The organism is Myroides fluvii, from assembly GCF_009792295.1.
GTDB lineage: Bacteria > Bacteroidota > Bacteroidia > Flavobacteriales > Flavobacteriaceae > Flavobacterium > Flavobacterium fluvii_A.
In genome coordinates, this window is record NZ_CP039934.1 from 1,008,362 (window position 1) to 1,027,230 (window position 18,869).

Genomic DNA, 18,869 nt, shown 5'->3' on the forward strand with positions numbered 1-18,869 from the left:
ACTTTTATCTTTACAGCCACAAAGATACTTACTTACAATCGCATCCTTATCATTGTAAAATTAAGATTATGAAAAAATTGCCCTTTTTATTCCTGATTGTTTTATTTGCTATGTGTAAATCCGTTCCATCAGGGAGTAGTTCAAGTAACAGTAACAACAACAGTAGTAGCAACACATCTAAAGATTTGTCTATTGAAGATCGCTTAGAAGAAATAAAAGAAGAAAATCGATTACCCGAAGCCAAAGATGTTATTGATTTGCCTTCCTATGCTCAAGTAAGGGATGATTTTCGATCTGTTTCAGACAAGACGAAAGAGTCCTATTTACAAGGCATGCAAGCGACAGAAGCTAAATACTGTGTCGTTATCTTGACTCAAGGATTCAAAGGAGAGAATATTGTTGTTAAAAATAGCAACAAAACATTCTTCAGAGGCATGACGATGAGTGATTTATCCAACGGGATTGCAAAATCTGTTCGCGTTGACAATACCGATGACTTTACCATTGTAGATACCTATACCAATAGCGAGGTAACGATTGAAAGTGATCACGCTAAGATGTTTAAGTTTATCTACATCATGAAAAACAGTAGCAAAGACAATCCTTTTAAGGTGACCTTCAGCAACACACTGAGACCCGTTCGCTAATGGAAACACGAGATACAATTTTACGACTCATACAAAAAACGGCTCTTATTCTAAGGGCCTTTTTTAATCAATTACCTCCTGATGACACTAATGAGCAAGCTATTCAAGATTTTTCCTCAAACTTGAAAGAACAAACTTCCGTTGACTTAGACGTATTACTGTCCCTAACTACACCCCAACAAGTAAATGATTTCTTTGCTATACATCCTTCTTTTGATACTGCCAATCAGGAAGAGCTCGCTGATTTACTCGTTGGTTTGGCCGCGCGAACAACAGCAGTACATACCCGTATAGCATACAAGGAAACAGCTTTACTGCTCTATGTAACAATTAATGAGCTTACGCAAACCCATGATTGGACGAGACAAGAAAAAATCAACCGCTTACGTATAAACAATTAAAAGAAAAGCCACTTTTTCTTCTTTTTCACAATAATTCCTCCTGTAGTGATTATCGTCTTCTCGTCATCCAAGATACTCCTTAACCGTATCACCAATGGCTTTTCAAAATCTTTAATCTTTTTAATATAATCTTCTGTTCCAAAAAAACTAAAGTACAACTCAACATCATTAATTTCCTCCGGAATTTCAATTGCAAATTGCCCATCAAAATTCGCAGCTACCCCATGTTCTGTTCCCTTAATTATAACAATTGCACCAGCCAATCCTAATCCTTCTTCATCGATTACTTGCCCTGTTACCATGCGTTTCAACGGTTGGGTTGGAAGAACTGTTACTTCAAGATTTTCACTACTATCGCCTTTTTGTTGCTCACTTTGTTCTACAGGGTCTTGAGTCTGACCTTGCACACTTGTTGCTGTGGTTAAAACCAATAAATTAATTGTAGCTGCAACAAGACCACGCAGACCAATTCCACGATTCGCAGTTGATTCATTCAACTCTATATCTAAATATTTTGCAGGAACTCGTCCACAAATTTCCCCTTCTTTTTTAATCTGTTGAATCAACTCTTGTTCAGTATACGCTGAAAAATCATAGATTTCCTTTTCACAAACCGCACAGAATCTTCCTTTTTCTACAGGAGTCATTTGATTCCAATCTTCGGAACATGGTTCAGGTATTTGAATAATATAATTAGCCATCTAAAAAGGATTTACTTAAAAACTACTATCATACTTTACGCTTCACTAATCGCGTACCTTCTTTATTTTGCACAATGTCAAAAACACCTAAAACCACTTTTTTATTTTGAGCATCTTGACACATTCCACTTTGGTGCAAACGATGCAGTGTGAGTTTCACCGTGTTTTTATCTAGGTATTCATAGGTTCCATCTGTCGTTGTAAAACAATCATTTCCGCAAGGTGCTGTATAATAGCTTTGAAACGTATCATCTTCCGAAAAAACAACAAAACTACCATAACGTTCCATCTTGGAAGCCTCTTCGGTTGTGTTTGCAGGAGTTAACACATAGTATTCTTGTATGTTGTACGTAAATACCGCATTGGTCTTCCATGTACCAGCTAGCGCTTGAGCCTGTGCAAAATACCCACTAAAAAAGACCAATAGTAAATGAAGAATTCTCATGTTTTTTGTTTTAAATTTCAACTTTTTCCTTACTCCAAGCAACCACTTGAATGCCATCGGAATAATTTGGAGCAAGCACCTTGTCTTCCGTCAGTTTCAGTGATCCAAATATATAATCCACTTTCAGATGGTCAAAAGCAATGGTTTTCAACTCCCATTCTTTATGGTGAATTTGATAGCGATGAAGCGTATTATTTCCATAGGTATACAAGCAATAGCGCTCTGTTAACCACACTTGCAGCGGTGTTTTATGTGTCACGACCTCCCCTATATGATACGTTGCTTCTAATTGGTAGTTCTTTTTTGAATTGTGAGAGGAATATTTTCCTTTACTGCGTTTCATGGTTGCTTTTTCATACGGCAATCCTGATAGCGTTCGCGACACAAAAGCAGAAAGGGATTTACCTGCTTCAATATTTAAAAAGTAAACCCCTGGTTTTCCTTCTTTCACCACATAGGTACGAACATTTAATTCATCAAAATCAGAAATAAAACCAACAGCAGGTAAGTGACGAGGGCGAATTTTCTCCATCGTAAAGGGGACAACAGAAATATAGCATTGTCCATCTAGAGAATCTAGCTCCAGAGCATGCGGTACAAGTGCTCTCAATACATCAAAGGGCACTTCAAAGTGCAAAAAAATCAACCGATTCCACTCTTGGTAATACGTCCAATTGCCTTGTGGTAATTCCCAAGGTCTGTGGTCTACAGCAGTCAAAATCTCTTGTATCATATCCATTTCATTTCCATTAAAGATAGTGAAATCTCTTTATATGAAGTTCCGAAAGAGATACGAAAAAGGCACCTTAGTAGATGCCTTTTCTTCAATAACTTCTTCCAATATTGCTCATACCTAAAAAGCTACCAAATTATACTTGAACACCTGTAAAAAAGATACAAGCTATTAACTATTTTAAAACAATATAAATATACTAAATTCTACTATAAAAGCCTCCAATACAGGCTTCAAACCCCATTTTTCCATTATATCCAATCAAATATCTAAAAAGAAACTAATATAATGTCAAAAGACAGCATCTCTTTCCATATCCTTATCCAAACTAGCATCTAAATCAACCTTGTCCATTCATTCTCTTAGCTTGGAAGTTTTTTAAACAAAAAAAGTTCGCAATGGAATACGAACTTTTTTTATTTCTATTTAATCATGGCTTGATAAGTCACAATCGTATGATATCCTTTCTGCTGGAAATAGTCGGTTGGATCTTCTTGAGAAACAACCAGTACAAAATCTCCTCCCCAAGCACCTAAACTTTTAATTACTCCATTAAAATCTGCAAATAAACGTTCTTGAATGGGGGGAGTGTCTAAAAGGACACCCATTATTTTTTCATGCTCCACAAGTAACGCTTTAAAAACAGTTACCTCTGTTGTTGTAGACAGCGCTTTACTGATTTCTGTGATGCGTTGAATTTCTTTTTGAAGACCTCCTTTTTTTGCTTTATAAGCCGCTATGGCCGTTTTGCTACTCTGCTTTTGATTCAGATAAACAAAGTACAGTTGATTGGTAAACGCAGGTTCAAATTCGAGTAAATCAACGATTGGATTCAATGGATCCACTACTTGATAAAACAAAGCACAATCGTGCTGTGCACAAGCAATATCGTAACCACTTCCACCAAAAGATTCACGCAACAGCTGATAGGGATTAATTTCAAACCACTGGGCGACGTTATTAATCCAAGTAGATGAAGTTCCCAATCCCCACAAACGTGGAAAGGTCAATCTACTCTCTACTTTAAATCCGCCAGATTGTTCCAAAACAAATGGATTCAAACGATGTGCCACACGAAGTACATCTACTAAAGTTAGTAAATAAGCACTCCCTTCTAAGTTGGTTTCTTGAACGACATGAACAAGATCTACTTGTTCCTTCATCCAAACTTGCCCATCCACATCATAGCTGGTCCAATACAAAACGGGTTCCTCAATCTGTTCCACCTGTAAAGACTGACCAAATTTAGTCGGCAATGCAAAAGCTAATGCTCCATCTAGCACCACATATTCCCCAGAAATTAACAGTTTACCGTTGCTATAAAATTCCATTGGACTACTTTCTCAAACTTTCCAACAATTCAACCACTGCACGATGTGAAACTACATTCTTTTCAAAATGAGTAACCACTTTCATTCGTTCTTCATCTGTTGCTTTAAACTGATTTAATATATTCATCAAATGCATTTTCATATGTCCTTGTTGGATTCCCGTTGTAGTTAATGATTTTACTGCTGCAAAATTCTGTGCCAATCCTGCTACTGCAATAACTTGCATCAACTGCGTTGCTGAGGGTTTTTGCAACATGTGCAAGGCAATTTTCACCATCGGATGCAAAGAGGTTAAACCTCCAACGGTCCCAACAGCTAAGGGTAAATCAATCCAAAATTTAAAAATCCCATCTTCAATAGACGCATGAGACAAGCTTCGGTATTGTCCGTCTTTCGAGGCATACGCATGTACACCCGCCTCAATGGCTCTAAAGTCATTTCCTGTTGCTAAGACAACTGCATCCACCCCGTTCATCACTCCTTTATTATGTGTTACCGCTCTAAAAGGCTCGATTTCTGCTATGCGAACCGCTTGAACGAATTTCTCTGCGAACAGCACAGGGTCTGCAATTTCGCTTGACTTCAATGCTTCAACTGGACACGATACTTCCGCGCGGACCACACAATTGGGTACATAGTTCGATAAAATACTCATCACGACATCAATCCCTTTTTCCTCTGCTGTAAAAGCAGCATACAACAAGGCTTGGTTTTTCAAGGTAGTTGCCATTTGTTCTAAACAAGAATTGATAAAATTGGCTCCCATACTATCTTTGGTATCAAACGTTACATGTAACTGATAGTAATGAGGTAGTTCTGCTGTTTTATCACGCAAGCTAATGGATAGAATTCCCCCACCGCGTTTCTGCATGTTTTGCGTAATCGAAAACGTATCTTCTAGAAAAACGCCTTGTATATCCTCTACAAATTGTGCTAGTTTTTCTTTATCTCCTTTGTAGATAAAGTGCACTTGACCAATTTTTTCCGTATTGAGTATAGTCGCTTTAAATCCTCCGCGATCTGCCCAAAATTTTGCTGCTTTCGCCGCTGCTGCAACTACCGAACTTTCTTCAATAACCATGGGTATAGCATACCACGTATTGTTGATTAAAAAATTAGGTGCAACCCCTAAAGGCAAATAAAAATTGGTAATTGTATTTTCAATAAATTCATCGTGCAACTTTTGCAATTCTTCATCTGAATTCCAATATTGCTTCATTAAATCTACGACAGCTTCTTGATTGTTTAAAAATGTCGTTGCTATCCAATTGATTTTCTCTTGTTTACTTAATTTAGAAAACCCATTTATACTCCCTACCATTCTGAAAAATTTTAGCTACAAAGATACATGATTCTACTTAGTAGCTAAACCTCCTCTTAATATCTTCGCAAAAAAAGACCTCACTCCTGTTCATTTACACCAAGTCTCGCTGTAAGCTTCCTTTGATATACTCTTACTATTCCTTCGACATTCCTTCGACAAAAAGCCTTATTAATCACCTATACTCGAAGGAAACTTGAACGATAGTAGAAAAAAACAACCAAAATAACTACACCAAACACAATACCAAGTAAAACGAAAGGAAGCTATCAGATGCAGTAAATAGATTTAGTTTAAGAGCTAAATTATTTTTTGCTAAAAAACAGCAGTCCTTCTTCCCTTGTCAAACCGCACTTCATTTAAATTATACATGTTGCAAGAATAATCTAAACAAGAGGAACTAAAAAAAGTAAAAAACGAACAATCCATACCATTTGTTTAAGGTATTAAGATTTTCACTACCAAAATCGCGTCAATAATTTTAAGTTTTTATTGATTAATCTCAATAAAAATTGGCATAAATCAGATTTTTTCAGTAAAATTGGAAGTTTTTTCGATTAAATAAATAATGAGATACATAAAACTAACCTCCTTAATCTGTGTGATGGTTACACAGATTGGGTTAGCTCAAAAGAACATTGAGTTAGCTGAAATTTGGAATGGTACTTTTAGGACTGAGGCTATGCAAGCCGTCAATACGCTAAATACCACCAATCAATACGCGCGGATTGAAGCTATTTCAGAAAAGCATCAAGCCATTAATCTATACGACTTTGCAACGTTAGAAAAAACAAAAACAGTCTTCAGTAATGCACCATTTCCTGAAATAACTTCGATTGAAAGTTACGTTTTTGATGCAAAAGAAGAGCAAATCTTAATTGGAACGAATACTACACCCATCTATCGTCGTTCGTTCGTAGCTGATTACTACCTATTTAATCCAAAGACCAATCAAACGACAAAAATAGCGAAGCACCCTATCATGGAGCCTCTGTTCTCACCTGATGGAACAAAAATCGCTTATGCTTACGAAAACAATTTATTTATCTACGATATTTCCTCGAAAAACACGATTCAAGTCACCCAAGACGGAAAGAAAAACCAGATTATCAATGGTATTTCAGACTGGGTTTATGAGGAAGAATTTAGTATTGTTCGCATGTTCGATTGGAATAAAGCAAGTAATCAATTGGCCTTTGTGCGATTTGATGAAACAGAAGTGCCCGAATACTCCATGGACATCTACGGTTCAGGCGTATATCCAACACAAGATAAATTCAAATACCCGAAAGCAGGAGAGAAAAATGCAGAAGTATCCCTTCACATTTTTGACCTAGCAAAAGCTAAAAACAATCGCATTGATCTTAGTGAATTCAGCGATTTCTATATTCCTAGAATTAAGTGGACGCAGGATTCTAAACACTTAAGCGTACAAGTAATCAACAGACATCAAAATGATTTAAAAGTGTTTTTTGTCGATGGTTCAACCTTAAGCAAAAAGCTAATTTTAAACGAGAAAGACAAGGCCTATGTCGATGTGCACGATCTTTCCTTTTTAGAAAACAATGATTTTGTATGGATGAGTGAAAGAGATGGAAATAATCACTTGTATCACTACAACAAAGACGGAAAATTATTAAATCAGATCACCAAAGGCAACTGGGAAGTAACGGATTACTATGGTATCGATTTAAAAAATAAAAAACTGTATTTCCAATCGGTTGAGCGAGGTTCTATTTATAGAGATATTTACTCCATTGATTTAAACGGAAAGAACAAAAAGCTATTATCCAATCAGTTGGGAACAAATACGGCTATTTTTAGTCCAAACTTTGACTTGTTCATCAATGTACACTCTTCTACCAAACAGGCACCGCTTTACACCTTACAAAACAGTAAAACAGGTCAAGTAGTCAAAGAGATTTTAAACAATACGGCTTTAGAAAGCAAGGTAAAAGCCTATCAATTGCCGCAGAAGGAATTTATTCAAATTCCTGCAGCAGATGGTAACCTATTAAATGCTTGGATCATGAAACCGATTGATTTTGATGCAACAAAAACCTATCCTGTTTTTATGTATCAATACAGTGGACCAGGATCACAACAGGTGGCAGACAAATGGTTGGACTCGAACGATTACTGGCATGCAATGTTGACACAAAAAGGATACCTTGTGGTTACGGTTGACGGAAGAGGAACAGGATTCAAAGGAGCTGCATTTAAAAAAGTAACACAGTACGAATTAGGAAAGTACGAAGTTGAAGATCAAATTGAAGCAGCTAAGTATTTGGGTAAACAAAGTTATGTTGATGCCACTAGAATTGGAATTTGGGGCTGGAGTTACGGTGGATTTATGTCGACCAATTGTATCTTAAAAGGCAATGACGTATTCAAAATGGCTATTGCAGTAGCGCCAGTTATCAACTGGAGAATGTACGATTCCATTTACACGGAACGCTACATGAAAACGCCACAAGAAAACCCATCTGGCTATGATGACAACTCCCCGTATTTCTTTGCCAATCAATTAAAAGGGCGCTATCTCCTGGTACACGGATCTGCGGATGACAATGTACACGTACAAAATGCCATGGCTATGATTGAGACTTTAGTGCAACACAACAAAGATTTCGACTGGTTGATTTATCCAGATAAAAACCACGGAATTTACGGAGGAAACACACGCTTACAACTATACACCAAGATGACAAATTTCATCTTAAACAACCTATAACACGATCAACTATTAAACTATAGTTTAAACTTTAAAACAAACTATATTAAACTTAACGTAAATGGCAGCAGAAACAGCTACTAAATCAGACCTTTTTAAGTCTAATGTCTTAGGACATCCAGCAGGTCTTTTCGTTCTTTTCTTTACAGAAATGTGGGAACGTTTCTCATTCTACGGAATGAGAGTATTATTGATGCAATTCTTAACCGCTCAGGTGCTTTTTGGCAGCGAGTTTTCAGGTTGGGGTTGGTCAGCAGAACAAGCTGGAGCCTTATATGGTACATACGCCATGCTTCTTTATTTAACTCCAATTTTAGGGGGAGTTATCGCCGATAAATACATTGGTTCTCGTTGGGCTGTGATCATAGGAGCAGTCATCATGACTTTAGGTCACGCTTCGATGGCCGCAGAGGGAATCTCTAAAGTTTGGTTCTTTGTCGGATTGGCTTGTTTAGTAATTGGAACAGGTTTCTTTAAACCCAATATGCCTTCCATGCTAGGTGAAATGTACAAAGCACTTCCTGAAAAGAAAGATGGAGCTTATACGATTTTCTACATGGGAGTAAACTCAGGAGCTTTCTTCGGTATGTTACTTTGTGGGTACTTAGCCGAAACACAAGGATGGCACTATGGATTTGGATTAGCAGGTATTTTTATGTTCTTAGGAACGATTCAATTTTGGCTAGCAAAACCTTTATTTGGTGATGTTGGTGTATTAAAAGCAGAAGATAATACTCAAGTAAAAACAACTGAACAAATCAAAGAAGAAAAGGAAACTAAAAACCCTTATACCATCGTAGATTATATCTTAATCACTATTGTATCAGTTATTGGACTACTTTATGCATTTAATGATCCCTTATCAAAAAGTGAGGTACTAGACCTTTTTGTTCGTCTTGACACTCCTTTCTTACGTGGTCAAAACTTAATGGCTATTTTAGCTTTAATCGCTTTTATATACTTAGTTGTTTCGAGAATCTTACGCTACGGAAAGGTGATTAGAGATCGTATGTTTGCTGTTATTTTATTGGCATTCTTCTTGATGTTCTTCTTCATGAGCTTTGAACAAGGTGCTACATCTTTAGTACTTGTTGCAAGAGATTATGTAGATCGAACTTTAGAAGGTAACACACTAATGATTTTTAATATCATTAATACGTGTTTAACCATTATTCCTTTAATGATTATTTCATGGGTATTAGTCCTATTAGCTAGAACTACTTGGAAAAAAATTGCCTTATCAAACGTGATTTTATTCATTTGTTTTGCTGGAATTTGGGCAATGGCTATTTATATGTTGAGAGAAGAGTTCTTAAAAGATGTTTCTCAAATTAAAGTTTCATGGTTCTCAATCTTAAACTCGTTCTTTATTATTGCGTTAGCATCTTCCGTATCTAAATTATGGGATTCTAAATACAACCCACCAGCTGCATTCAAATACGGAATTGGATTATTATTAGTTGCTGTTGGATTCTTGATTTTAGGATTGGGGTCAATGGGATTAGGTGATGGTGTAAAAATGTCGATGATATTTTTAGTTTTAACTTACTTATTCCATACTTTAGGAGAATTATTTATTTCACCTGTTGGCTTGTCTTATGTATCAAAATTAGTACCAGGAAAAATGCTTGCCTTCATGTTTGGTATGTGGTACTTAGCTTTGGCTATTGCTCAAAAATTTGCAGCAATCCTAGGAGGTCAAATTGAAAATATCAAAGAAGAATATTCCTTGAGTCACTTCTTCTTCTTATTTACTTTAATCCCAGCTGCAGCTGCAGTATTGGTGATGTTAGTAAACCCACTATTGAAAAAACTAATGCACGGTGTTCGTTAACCCACCGTGTATTACACCATAAATAAAAACTATAAAAAATGAGTCAAACACAGACATTAGAAGAGATTCAAAATTTCTCTGGTAAATACCCGAAGCAAATTTGGAGCTTATTCTTCTCAGAAATGTGGGAACGATTTTCGTTCTATGGAATGAGAGGAATGTTGGTATTCTTTATGATTGACCAACTTAAATTTGAAGAAGCACAAGCTAACTTACAATACGGAGCTACACAAGCTTTCGTATATGCCTTCACGTTTCTGGGAGGTATTTTTGCAGATAAAATTTTAGGTTTCAGAAAATCGCTGTTTTGGGGTGGAGCCATGATGATCTTAGGTAGTTTAATCCTAGCCATTGATCCACACGCTTACTTTTTTATCGGAATTGCTTTTACTGTAATTGGAACGGGATTCTTTAAACCGAATATCTCGACCATGGTTGGTAAATTGTACAAAAAAGGAGATGATCGTACAGATGCAGGTTTCTCTTTATTCTATGCAGGGATCAACTTAGGTGCGCTTATCGGAGGATATTTATGTATCGCTATTGGTAAAGGACACTTATTCGAAGATTCTATCGCAGTAGAAAATCGTTGGAGTGTAGCCTTTGGATTAGCCGCTTTTGTTATGTTAATTAGTTTAATCAACTTCATTTTTACAAAAAGACATTTGGGTCCAATTGGACTTCAACCAATGCAAACCAATGCAAATGGTGAGCAAGTAAAAATGCCTTTATGGAAAGAAGTTGGAACATATGTATTGACGTTTGCTATGGTGCCTGTCATCGTATTTATGATTGACAATACAGATTATACCGCTTACTTTATGTATACGGTTGGTCCATTAGCTTTAGCTTATTTGTTCTATGAAATGACCAAATTAACAAAAGCAGAACGCAAAAAGATTATTGCCGCTTTGGTATTTATCTTCTTCTCTATCTTGTTTTTCGGTATCTACGAACAAGCAGGGGGATCATTGAGTATTTTCGCTGCTAAAAACTTAAATTCAGATTTATTGGGGATTCACTTAGATCCGAATGGAGTGAATAACTCTGGAGGAGCCTTTTTCATTATCTTCATTGCTCCTTTATTAGGTTTACTGTGGATTTGGATGGCGAAAAAGAAAATCGAACCGAACACCGTAATGAAATTTGGTTTAGGTTTTATTCTTTTAGGAGCTGGATACTACGCTTTATTTGGAACAAGATTCTTCGCTGATGCAGTGGGTATGACTTCCTTAGACTTCTTTACCTTTGCCTTATTAATCATTACTTTAGGTGAACTTTGTTTATCGCCGATTGGATTGTCTATTATGACTAAACTTTCTACGGCAAACCTACAGGGAATGATGATGGGAATGTGGTTCTTAGCGAGTGCATATGGTCAATATGTAGCAGGTATCCTTGGTGCAGCAATGTCTAAAGGACGCAGTGAAATTGCAACAGGAAATCACCCGAACTACGATGCCTTACTTTCATATACCGATGGATATAAAGATTTAGGTCTTTATGCCGTAATCGCAGGGGTAGTTTTAATTGCACTTTCACCAATCATGAAAAAATTAATGCAAGAAGTGAAGTAATTAGCTCTCACTCTTTCTATATCAAACAAGATAAAAGCGACCAATTGGTCGCTTTTTCTTTTTTTACTCCGTTTTTTTAACACCGATTCCATTGCTATATAGAATATAGGAATTAAATTACACTCCTTAATTTTAACAACTTTTTATACGCATGTCACAAAATAATAAAACCTTTGGACAGACTTTAAAATCGTTCAATAAAAACTTCTGGATTGCCAGTTTCATGGAATTAATGGAACGTTGGGCATGGTACGGAATTTACACCCTTTTAGGCCTTTATCTTGTTGGTTCAACCGATACGGGCGGTTTAGGATTTGACCACGTTCAAAAAGGAAATATCATGGGGAATATCGTTGGTATCCTTTATTTTCTTCCGTTAATTTTTGGTGTTATTGCGGATCGTATTGGATATAAAGTATCCTTAACCATCGCCTATATTATTATGATAAGCGGTTATTACCTTCTAGGTGAAGTAAATACATACTGGAGTGTTTATATGGTTTTCTTATTAGTTGCCGTAGGAGCTGCCTTCTTTAAACCGGTTGCTTCTGCCATTGTGGCAAGAAACACCGATGAGTCAACAGGAACACTTGGATTTGGTATTTTTTACATGATGGTAAACATTGGTGGATTTATCGGACCCGCTATGTCATCTGGTTTACGCACAACCTATGGATGGAAAATTATTTTCATTCAAGCAGCTATCGTAATCGGAATCAACCTGATTGTTCTTCTTTTATTCTACAAAGAACCCAAAGTTGAAAAACCCAAAGAATCCATTGGAAAAGCCATCGGAGATTCGATATTAGGAATTTTCGAAGCATTAAAAGACGTGCGTTTAGGAATTCTATTGCTGCTAATGATTGGATTCTGGACCATGTTCAACCAACTATTTAATACCTTACCAAACTTTATTGAAGACTGGGTAAACTCAGCAGCGTTGAGCGATTGGTTGAATGAAAATGCCCCTGTATTGGGAACATTACTAACACAAGATGGTCAGGTTAAACCAGAATGGTTTACGAATATTGATTCTTTCATGATTATTTTTTGTCAAGTGAGTATCTCCTATTTCGTAACTAAAATGCGCCATATTAATGCGGTAATCCGCGGAGCCATTATTGCAAGTATCGGAGTTGGTTTAACGTTCTATACCAACAATCCTATTTTTACCATCTTAGGTACCATGATTTTTTCTATTGGAGAGATGATGTCCAGTCCTACCGTGTCTTCTTTTATTGCGTTAATCACACCAAAAGGAAAAGAAGGGTTATACCAAGGAACCTATTTTCTGCCTGTAGCCGCAAGTTATTTTGTAACCAGTGTTATTTCAGGAAGACTATACCAATCGTGGTCGGATAAATTGTCTTTATTGAAAGGCGAAATGACAGGAAGAGGCATTGAAATGCCCGAAGTAGTAAGTCATGAACAGTTTATTGAACAAGGTGCTAAAGCCTTGAATATGTCTATTTCAGCGTTTGAAAAACAATTTGATTTAAAAGCAGAAGCTGTAGATTGGCAACTTGTTACACAAAATTTCAAAGATTTTGCAGTTTCTAAAAGTATTGATATCAGCCAAATACACTTCCCTTTCTCTAAAAATGAATACTTTGCTTTAGCAGAACAAAAATTGGGCATGTCGCATTGGGAAATGGTAGATATGCTATGGAATACGTACAATCCGAACAAAATTTGGTACGTAATCGTAGGAATTGGTGTGTTTTCTGTTGTAACACTAATGATCTATGACAGATTGATTATTAAACCACTCGAAAACAAGAAATAATCAACTTTTTTATACTAAAATTATGGAGTACAAAAAAAAGAGCCGTTTAAACTAAATAAAAATAGCTATCTTTCTCAACCAATTTAAAAAACAATATTCTATGCAAACAAGCTCGAATACGCAGCCGAACTTTTTTGACACCAAAGTGCTTGGACATCCGGCCGGTTTATTTGTGTTATTTTTCACCGAAATGTGGGAACGATTCTCATTCTATGGAATGCGAGTTTTATTGATTCAATTCTTAACCATGTCCGTGATCGGAATCAACACCGGTTGGGGTTGGAACGTTGCAGATGCAGGAGCCTTGTTTGCTACGTATGCTATGTTACTTTATATCACTCCTATTTTTGGAGGTATCTTAGCAGACAAATATATTGGTTATCGCTGGGCCGTTGTCATTGGGTCGTTAATTATGACCTTAGGGCATGCAGCCATGGCTTTTGAAGGAGAAACCTTTATGTATATTGGTTTAGGGTGTTTGGTTATTGGTACGGGATTCTTCAAACCCAATATGACTTCCATTCTATCGGAAATGTACAAATCATTCCCTGAGAAAAAAGATGGTGCTTATACGATTTTCTACATGGGGGTAAATGCAGGTGCTTTCTTTGGAATGATGCTTTGTGGTTACTTAGGTGAACGCGTAGGATGGCATTGGGGATTCGGTTTAGCCGGAGTATTCATGTTATTGGGAACCTTACAGTTCTGGTTGGCTAAACCTATTTTTGGAACTATTGGGGATGTACCTTCAAAAGAATCAAGAAGTGATAAAGAAGAAGCGGTTGACACAACAGGCATGACACCTGAAGAAAAAGACGCACTAAAACGCAATCCATTTACTACAATTGATTATATTCTAATTGCCATTACAACCGTTATTGGATTGCTATATGCCTTTGATGATGTATTTAGAATTGTAGGGGGCATTAATTTATTCCCAGAAACGATTCTTGGCCAAGATGGTTCCACCGTTGGAATTGCTTTTGGTCTAATTGTCTTCTTAGTCTTGGTTATTTGGCGTATCGCACGTTATGCAAAAGTGGTACGCGATCGAATGATTGCAGTAATTATCTTTGCGTTCTTTACCATCTTTTTCTGGATGAGTTTTGAGCAAGGAGCAACTTCCTTAGTCATTTTTGCCCGTGATAATACACAACGTGTTTTATCAGGAAATACGGCTTTACTATTCCAAATTTTCAATACGTTACTAACGATTATTCCATTAGCTTTAATCTCATGGGTGTTAATCATCTTAGCGAAAAGAACCTATAAAAAAGCTTTAATATCAAACATCATCTTAGGTCTTACCTTTTTAGGAGTTTGGGGTGCTGTTGTTTGGATGCTCGACCGAGATTGGTCCTCTCATGCTTACCAAGTACACTTTGATACAGTTGAAACTGTAGCCTTAAATGAAGATGGTACAGCAAAATACGATGAACACAAAAATGCAATTCTTCACAATCAACCAATCTCTACTGCTTATCAAGCGAAAGAAGGAGATAAAATTGTAGAGAAACATACCATTATATCAAACCGTGCTAGTTACGAAGTTGGAACAACGCTTAAAATTTACGAAGAATTAGGTACTTACCATATTCTAAATGAAGAATTAGAAGCCAAATTAATTGCAGAATATGGCACACATGATAAAACACCTCATATTGTTCAAGCAGAAGTAAGAGAAATTAAAGACAACCAAGTAGAAATTACTGCCTCTTGGTTTTCAATCTTAAACTCCTTCTTTATCATTGCATTTGCCTCCTTAGTCTCTAAACTATGGGATTCCAAATACAACCCACCAGCCTCTATTAAATACGGATTAGGTTTAATCATTATGGCCTTAGGATTTGGAGTACTAGCCTATGGTGCACATGGTATAACCGCTGGAAATAGAGTTTCGATGATGTGGCTTGTTTTTGCTTATTTATTTCATACCTTAGGGGAGTTATTCTCTTCACCAGTGGGGCTTTCTTATGTATCTAAGCTCGTTCCGCCAAGAATGATTGCCTTTATGTTTGGTATGTGGTATTTAGCCATTGCAATTGGTAATAATTTAGCTGCTAAATTAGGGGGACAAATTGAAAATATTACAGAGAAATATTCACTATCTGGATTCTTCTTGATTTTCACTATTGTTCCAATTGTAGCAGGTATCTTAGTCATTGCACTAAATCCAATGATGAAACGTTTAATGCACGGTGTTAAATAAAAAAAACAAACCTAATTACAAATGAAAAAAATCGTATTCTTATTTACGTTGATCTTGGTAGGGTTAACAACACAAGCCCAAGAAATCAAGTGGATGTCATTAAATGACGCTTTAGCGGCACAGAAGAAAGATCCAAAACCAATTTTTATGGATGTCTATACTGATTGGTGTGGACCTTGTAAAATGTTAGATAGCAACACATTCAGTGATGCAAAATTTGCAGAGTATGTAACGAAAAATTATTATGCTGTAAAATTCAATGCGGAAGGAAATGAAACGGTTACTTATAATGGTAAGAAATACAGCAACCCGAACTATGACGCAAGTAGAAAAGGAAGAAATGCTACACATGAGTTAACGCTTTTCTTACGTGTACCTGGTTACCCAACGATGGTTATCTTGGATAAAAAAGGAAACTTAGATCAATCAATTGTTGGCTATCACACGCCCGTTCAATTGTTGAGCAAAATATAATCTCAAAGAAATTGAGAAGACCAATATCCCTTTTCACGCATATCGTGAAAAGGGATATTTTTTTTCATGCAACTTTGGATAAGCTTTTGCTTATACCATCGCCCCATAGCAAAACCGATAATAACCATTTTCGGTTGATGGACATCGAGCAGGCGATCCACGTTGAGCTTTACCTCATTAATGAAGTAAATCAACTGAAAATGCGTTTGCAAAGCATAGTAAGGTTGTTCGCGAGCGATTACCAACAATTTGCGATTAGCATCCACGGTATAACTTGTCATACTTGGCTGGTTCATCTCCTCTTTATATGCATATTTTTTCTTATATCCCTCTACAAGTTTAGTTGTACTTTCTTCTTGTCCAAAAACATACAACTGTTGCCTAGTATAATGCCAATACAAGGGAGGTTGCTGACCGTGTACAGCAGCAATACAAAATTCTTCACGGTTTTTATTTTGACTCGCAAAATAAACCCAGCTAACAGCAACGACCACTAAAAAAGACAGAAAGAAAATCACGCGTTTTAATCTAGGCCTGTGCAACACAATTCCAATTGTTGCGCAAATTACCAGTAGTACAACCATCGTTTCTTTCGTAATATAACCTTTTGAAAACGCAAAATTAACCTGGTTCAACCCTTGCAAAATTAAAACTATCCCCTGTGTAATTTGCTCGAGTATCATGCCTAAAAAACCAGCAATAAACTCCGACACCCACCCTACACTTACCAAGATAAATCCCCCCAACACCAAAAGAGTAATTAAGGGAATAATCAATAAATTACTTCCTAAGAAAGTGGCAGAAAACGCATGAAAATAATACAGTTGCAACGGCAGAACACAGATCTGGGCGACCAATGACACATAGCATAAACGCAAAAAATAGTTGCCAATTCGCGAGGATGTATACCCCTTTTTGAATAATGGCATCAACCACACAATCCCCAATACTGCGAGATAACTAAATTGAAATCCTACATCAAAAAGCCAATAGGGGTTAAACAACAAGGTTAGAAACAACGACAAACCAATACTTTCACTTGTTGGCTGTTGACGGAGGACAGATTGAGCTAAAACAATAGAAGAGAACATCAATACCGTTCGAAAAACAGAAGGAGAGAAACCAGTCATAAAAGCGAAGCTCCACAAAAAACAAAGTAAGATTATTCGACGATATCTTGGTTTGACAAAGAATAATAGCTTAGTGGCAAACACAGCGAGTAAACCAATATGCAACCCGGATATTGCTAAAAGATGGAGCAACCCCAACCGTTGAAAACTCGCGGTTAATTCTTCGTCCATTTCTTTGCGATTTCCCAACAACAACGCACCTAAAAGGGCCTTACTTTGATTAGATAGTTTTTCATTTTTATTCAATTGTTTTTGCAACAACGCACGTCCTTCCAACATCCAAATAGAAAGACTGAGTTCTACACCTACAGAAACAGATCGTCGAATCTTGAGTTGTTTATAGATCTGTTTGTGTTGCATATACAACTGATAATCAAATTGCCCTGGATTAATCGCTTTAGGAAAAGACTGAAAGTAGCCAATACCAGTAAACTTTTGACCAAGTTGCCCAGGCTGATCTATCGCCACAACAAGAGCCTGTCCTCGCGTATCAGAAGTATCTACTCCCTCAATTTCAACGATATACTGCTGCTTGCCTCCTTTCGTTTTTTGCTTTTCTAGAATGCGAAAATCTACTTGATGCCATTGCTGATCTACAACAGCATTGACATACTGATGCTGCTTGTTCTTCCAATCTACAAAAGAAACCGCGGTGAACCCCAATAAAAAACACAAAATATAAAAGAGTAGCCCTGTTGCGTAAAAAGCTAGAGGATGAAAAAGCCAATTCCTTTTACTGTACGCAGTAAAGACCAATACTCCTACCAGTAGAACAAAAAGAAGACTCAGGGCTACAAAGTTACCATGCGCCTTAGCCAAAATACCACCGGCTACCGCAGTAGCATAAAACAAAAAAGAGAATTTTAATGGACTCATCAGCTGAGTACATCAAAATTCTCTCCATATTTTATAAAATCCTTTGATTTAAATATCTTGCTCCGATAAAACTCTGTTTATTTGAACAAATCTTCTTTTATAGTAATCTTCTTTGGTTGAAGAAACAATAACGCCTTTTGTTGTAGAAGAGTGAATAAACTTGATTTCATCGTCAACCACCTCGGTAACAATACCTACATGACTAATTCTACTTCCTCTACCTGTACGGAAGAAAATTAAATCGCCTTTTTGCGCTTGGTTTTTAGAAACTTTATCGCCTACTTGTGCCATCGCACTTGAATTGCGTGGTAAATTAATCGACGTATCATTAAAAGCGTTCATTACCAATCCCGAACAATCCATTCCACTTCGCGTTGTTCCTCCGAAGCGATAGCGAACCCCTTCAAAGTCAAAAGCAGCACTCAACACAAGATCCGAAACTTCTTCACTTCCATTTTTTGAGGTACTCATCTCTTCCAAAAGGGCATCCAATTCGTTTCGAATTGCATCATCCATCTTTTTGCTTTCCTTTAAAACAAGCGTTTCTTTCTTTTTACCTGGGTTCTCGACTTCAGCATTTTTAGCCTGTGTATGACTTGAGCACAGCAGGCTCAAACCGAATAAAATTGTGGAAAGTATTGTTTTATTTTTCATAGCAAAAAAGGGGGTT

The 18,869-nt window shown here is 36.8% G+C and carries 15 protein-coding genes; 8 read left to right on the forward strand and 7 right to left on the reverse strand.

The annotated features are described in order from the left end of the window. The first annotated feature begins 68 nt into the window (after positions 1-68). On the forward strand, positions 69-647 hold the full coding sequence (locus FBR08_RS04705; protein ID WP_158961652.1) for a hypothetical protein: 579 nt from the start codon (positions 69-71) through the stop codon (positions 645-647). Then, positions 647-1,048: a hypothetical protein gene (locus FBR08_RS04710; RefSeq protein ID WP_158961653.1), complete on the forward strand. Its 402-nt coding sequence runs from the start codon at positions 647-649 to the stop codon at positions 1,046-1,048. The genes FBR08_RS04705 and FBR08_RS04710 overlap by 1 nt, the downstream gene beginning before the upstream one ends. Here the strand turns inward: FBR08_RS04710 and FBR08_RS04715 are convergent. From FBR08_RS04715 to FBR08_RS04735, 5 genes are all read right to left on the reverse strand, one after another. Beyond that, positions 1,045-1,749, reverse strand: coding sequence for a carboxypeptidase-like regulatory domain-containing protein (locus tag FBR08_RS04715; protein WP_158961654.1), 705 nt, complete (start codon positions 1,747-1,749; stop codon positions 1,045-1,047). The genes FBR08_RS04710 and FBR08_RS04715 overlap by 4 nt on opposite strands. A gap of 28 nt (positions 1,750-1,777) precedes the next feature. After that, positions 1,778-2,194: a hypothetical protein gene (locus FBR08_RS04720; protein WP_158961655.1), complete on the reverse strand. Its 417-nt coding sequence runs from the start codon at positions 2,192-2,194 to the stop codon at positions 1,778-1,780. A 10-nt stretch (positions 2,195-2,204) separates the two neighbouring features. After that, the gene (locus FBR08_RS04725) at positions 2,205-2,933 is read right to left on the reverse strand and encodes a YqjF family protein (protein ID WP_158961656.1); all 729 of its coding nucleotides are present in this window, start codon (positions 2,931-2,933) and stop codon (positions 2,205-2,207) included. Between the two features lie 416 nt (positions 2,934-3,349). Next, on the reverse strand, positions 3,350-4,258 hold the full coding sequence (locus tag FBR08_RS04730) for a GYDIA family GHMP kinase (protein ID WP_158961657.1): 909 nt from the start codon (positions 4,256-4,258) through the stop codon (positions 3,350-3,352). A 4-nt stretch (positions 4,259-4,262) separates the two neighbouring features. Beyond that, the gene (locus FBR08_RS04735) at positions 4,263-5,579 is read right to left on the reverse strand and encodes a hydroxymethylglutaryl-CoA reductase, degradative (protein ID WP_158961658.1); all 1,317 of its coding nucleotides are present in this window, start codon (positions 5,577-5,579) and stop codon (positions 4,263-4,265) included. Positions 5,580-6,147: 568 nt separating this feature from the next. On the opposite strand from FBR08_RS04735, the gene FBR08_RS04740 reads away from it, so the two are divergent. From FBR08_RS04740 to FBR08_RS04765, 6 genes are all read left to right on the forward strand, one after another. Next, entirely contained in the window at positions 6,148-8,313 is a 2,166-nt protein-coding gene (locus tag FBR08_RS04740) for a S9 family peptidase (protein WP_158961659.1), read from the forward strand. A 61-nt stretch (positions 8,314-8,374) separates the two neighbouring features. Beyond that, a complete protein-coding gene (locus FBR08_RS04745) occupies positions 8,375-10,147 on the forward strand; it encodes a peptide MFS transporter (protein WP_158961660.1) in 1,773 nt (590 codons plus the stop codon). A gap of 38 nt (positions 10,148-10,185) precedes the next feature. Further along, positions 10,186-11,724: a peptide MFS transporter gene (locus tag FBR08_RS04750; protein ID WP_158961661.1), complete on the forward strand. Its 1,539-nt coding sequence runs from the start codon at positions 10,186-10,188 to the stop codon at positions 11,722-11,724. A gap of 151 nt (positions 11,725-11,875) precedes the next feature. Further along, entirely contained in the window at positions 11,876-13,510 is a 1,635-nt protein-coding gene (locus tag FBR08_RS04755) for an MFS transporter (protein ID WP_158961662.1), read from the forward strand. A 100-nt stretch (positions 13,511-13,610) separates the two neighbouring features. Further along, positions 13,611-15,719 (forward strand): peptide MFS transporter, encoded by a 2,109-nt coding sequence (locus FBR08_RS04760; protein WP_158961663.1) that lies wholly within the window; start codon positions 13,611-13,613, stop codon positions 15,717-15,719. A 21-nt stretch (positions 15,720-15,740) separates the two neighbouring features. Then, the gene (locus FBR08_RS04765; RefSeq protein WP_158961664.1) at positions 15,741-16,193 is read left to right on the forward strand and encodes a thioredoxin family protein; all 453 of its coding nucleotides are present in this window, start codon (positions 15,741-15,743) and stop codon (positions 16,191-16,193) included. Between the two features lie 2 nt (positions 16,194-16,195). Here the strand turns inward: FBR08_RS04765 and FBR08_RS04770 are convergent, their stop codons facing one another. Both FBR08_RS04770 and FBR08_RS04775 read right to left on the reverse strand, forming a co-directional pair. Next, a complete protein-coding gene (locus FBR08_RS04770; RefSeq protein ID WP_158961665.1) occupies positions 16,196-18,199 on the reverse strand; it encodes a ComEC/Rec2 family competence protein in 2,004 nt (667 codons plus the stop codon). A 48-nt stretch (positions 18,200-18,247) separates the two neighbouring features. Next, positions 18,248-18,853, reverse strand: a complete 606-nt coding sequence (locus tag FBR08_RS04775) for a C40 family peptidase (protein ID WP_158961666.1) — start codon at positions 18,851-18,853, stop codon at positions 18,248-18,250. Positions 18,854-18,869: the final 16 nt, after the last annotated feature.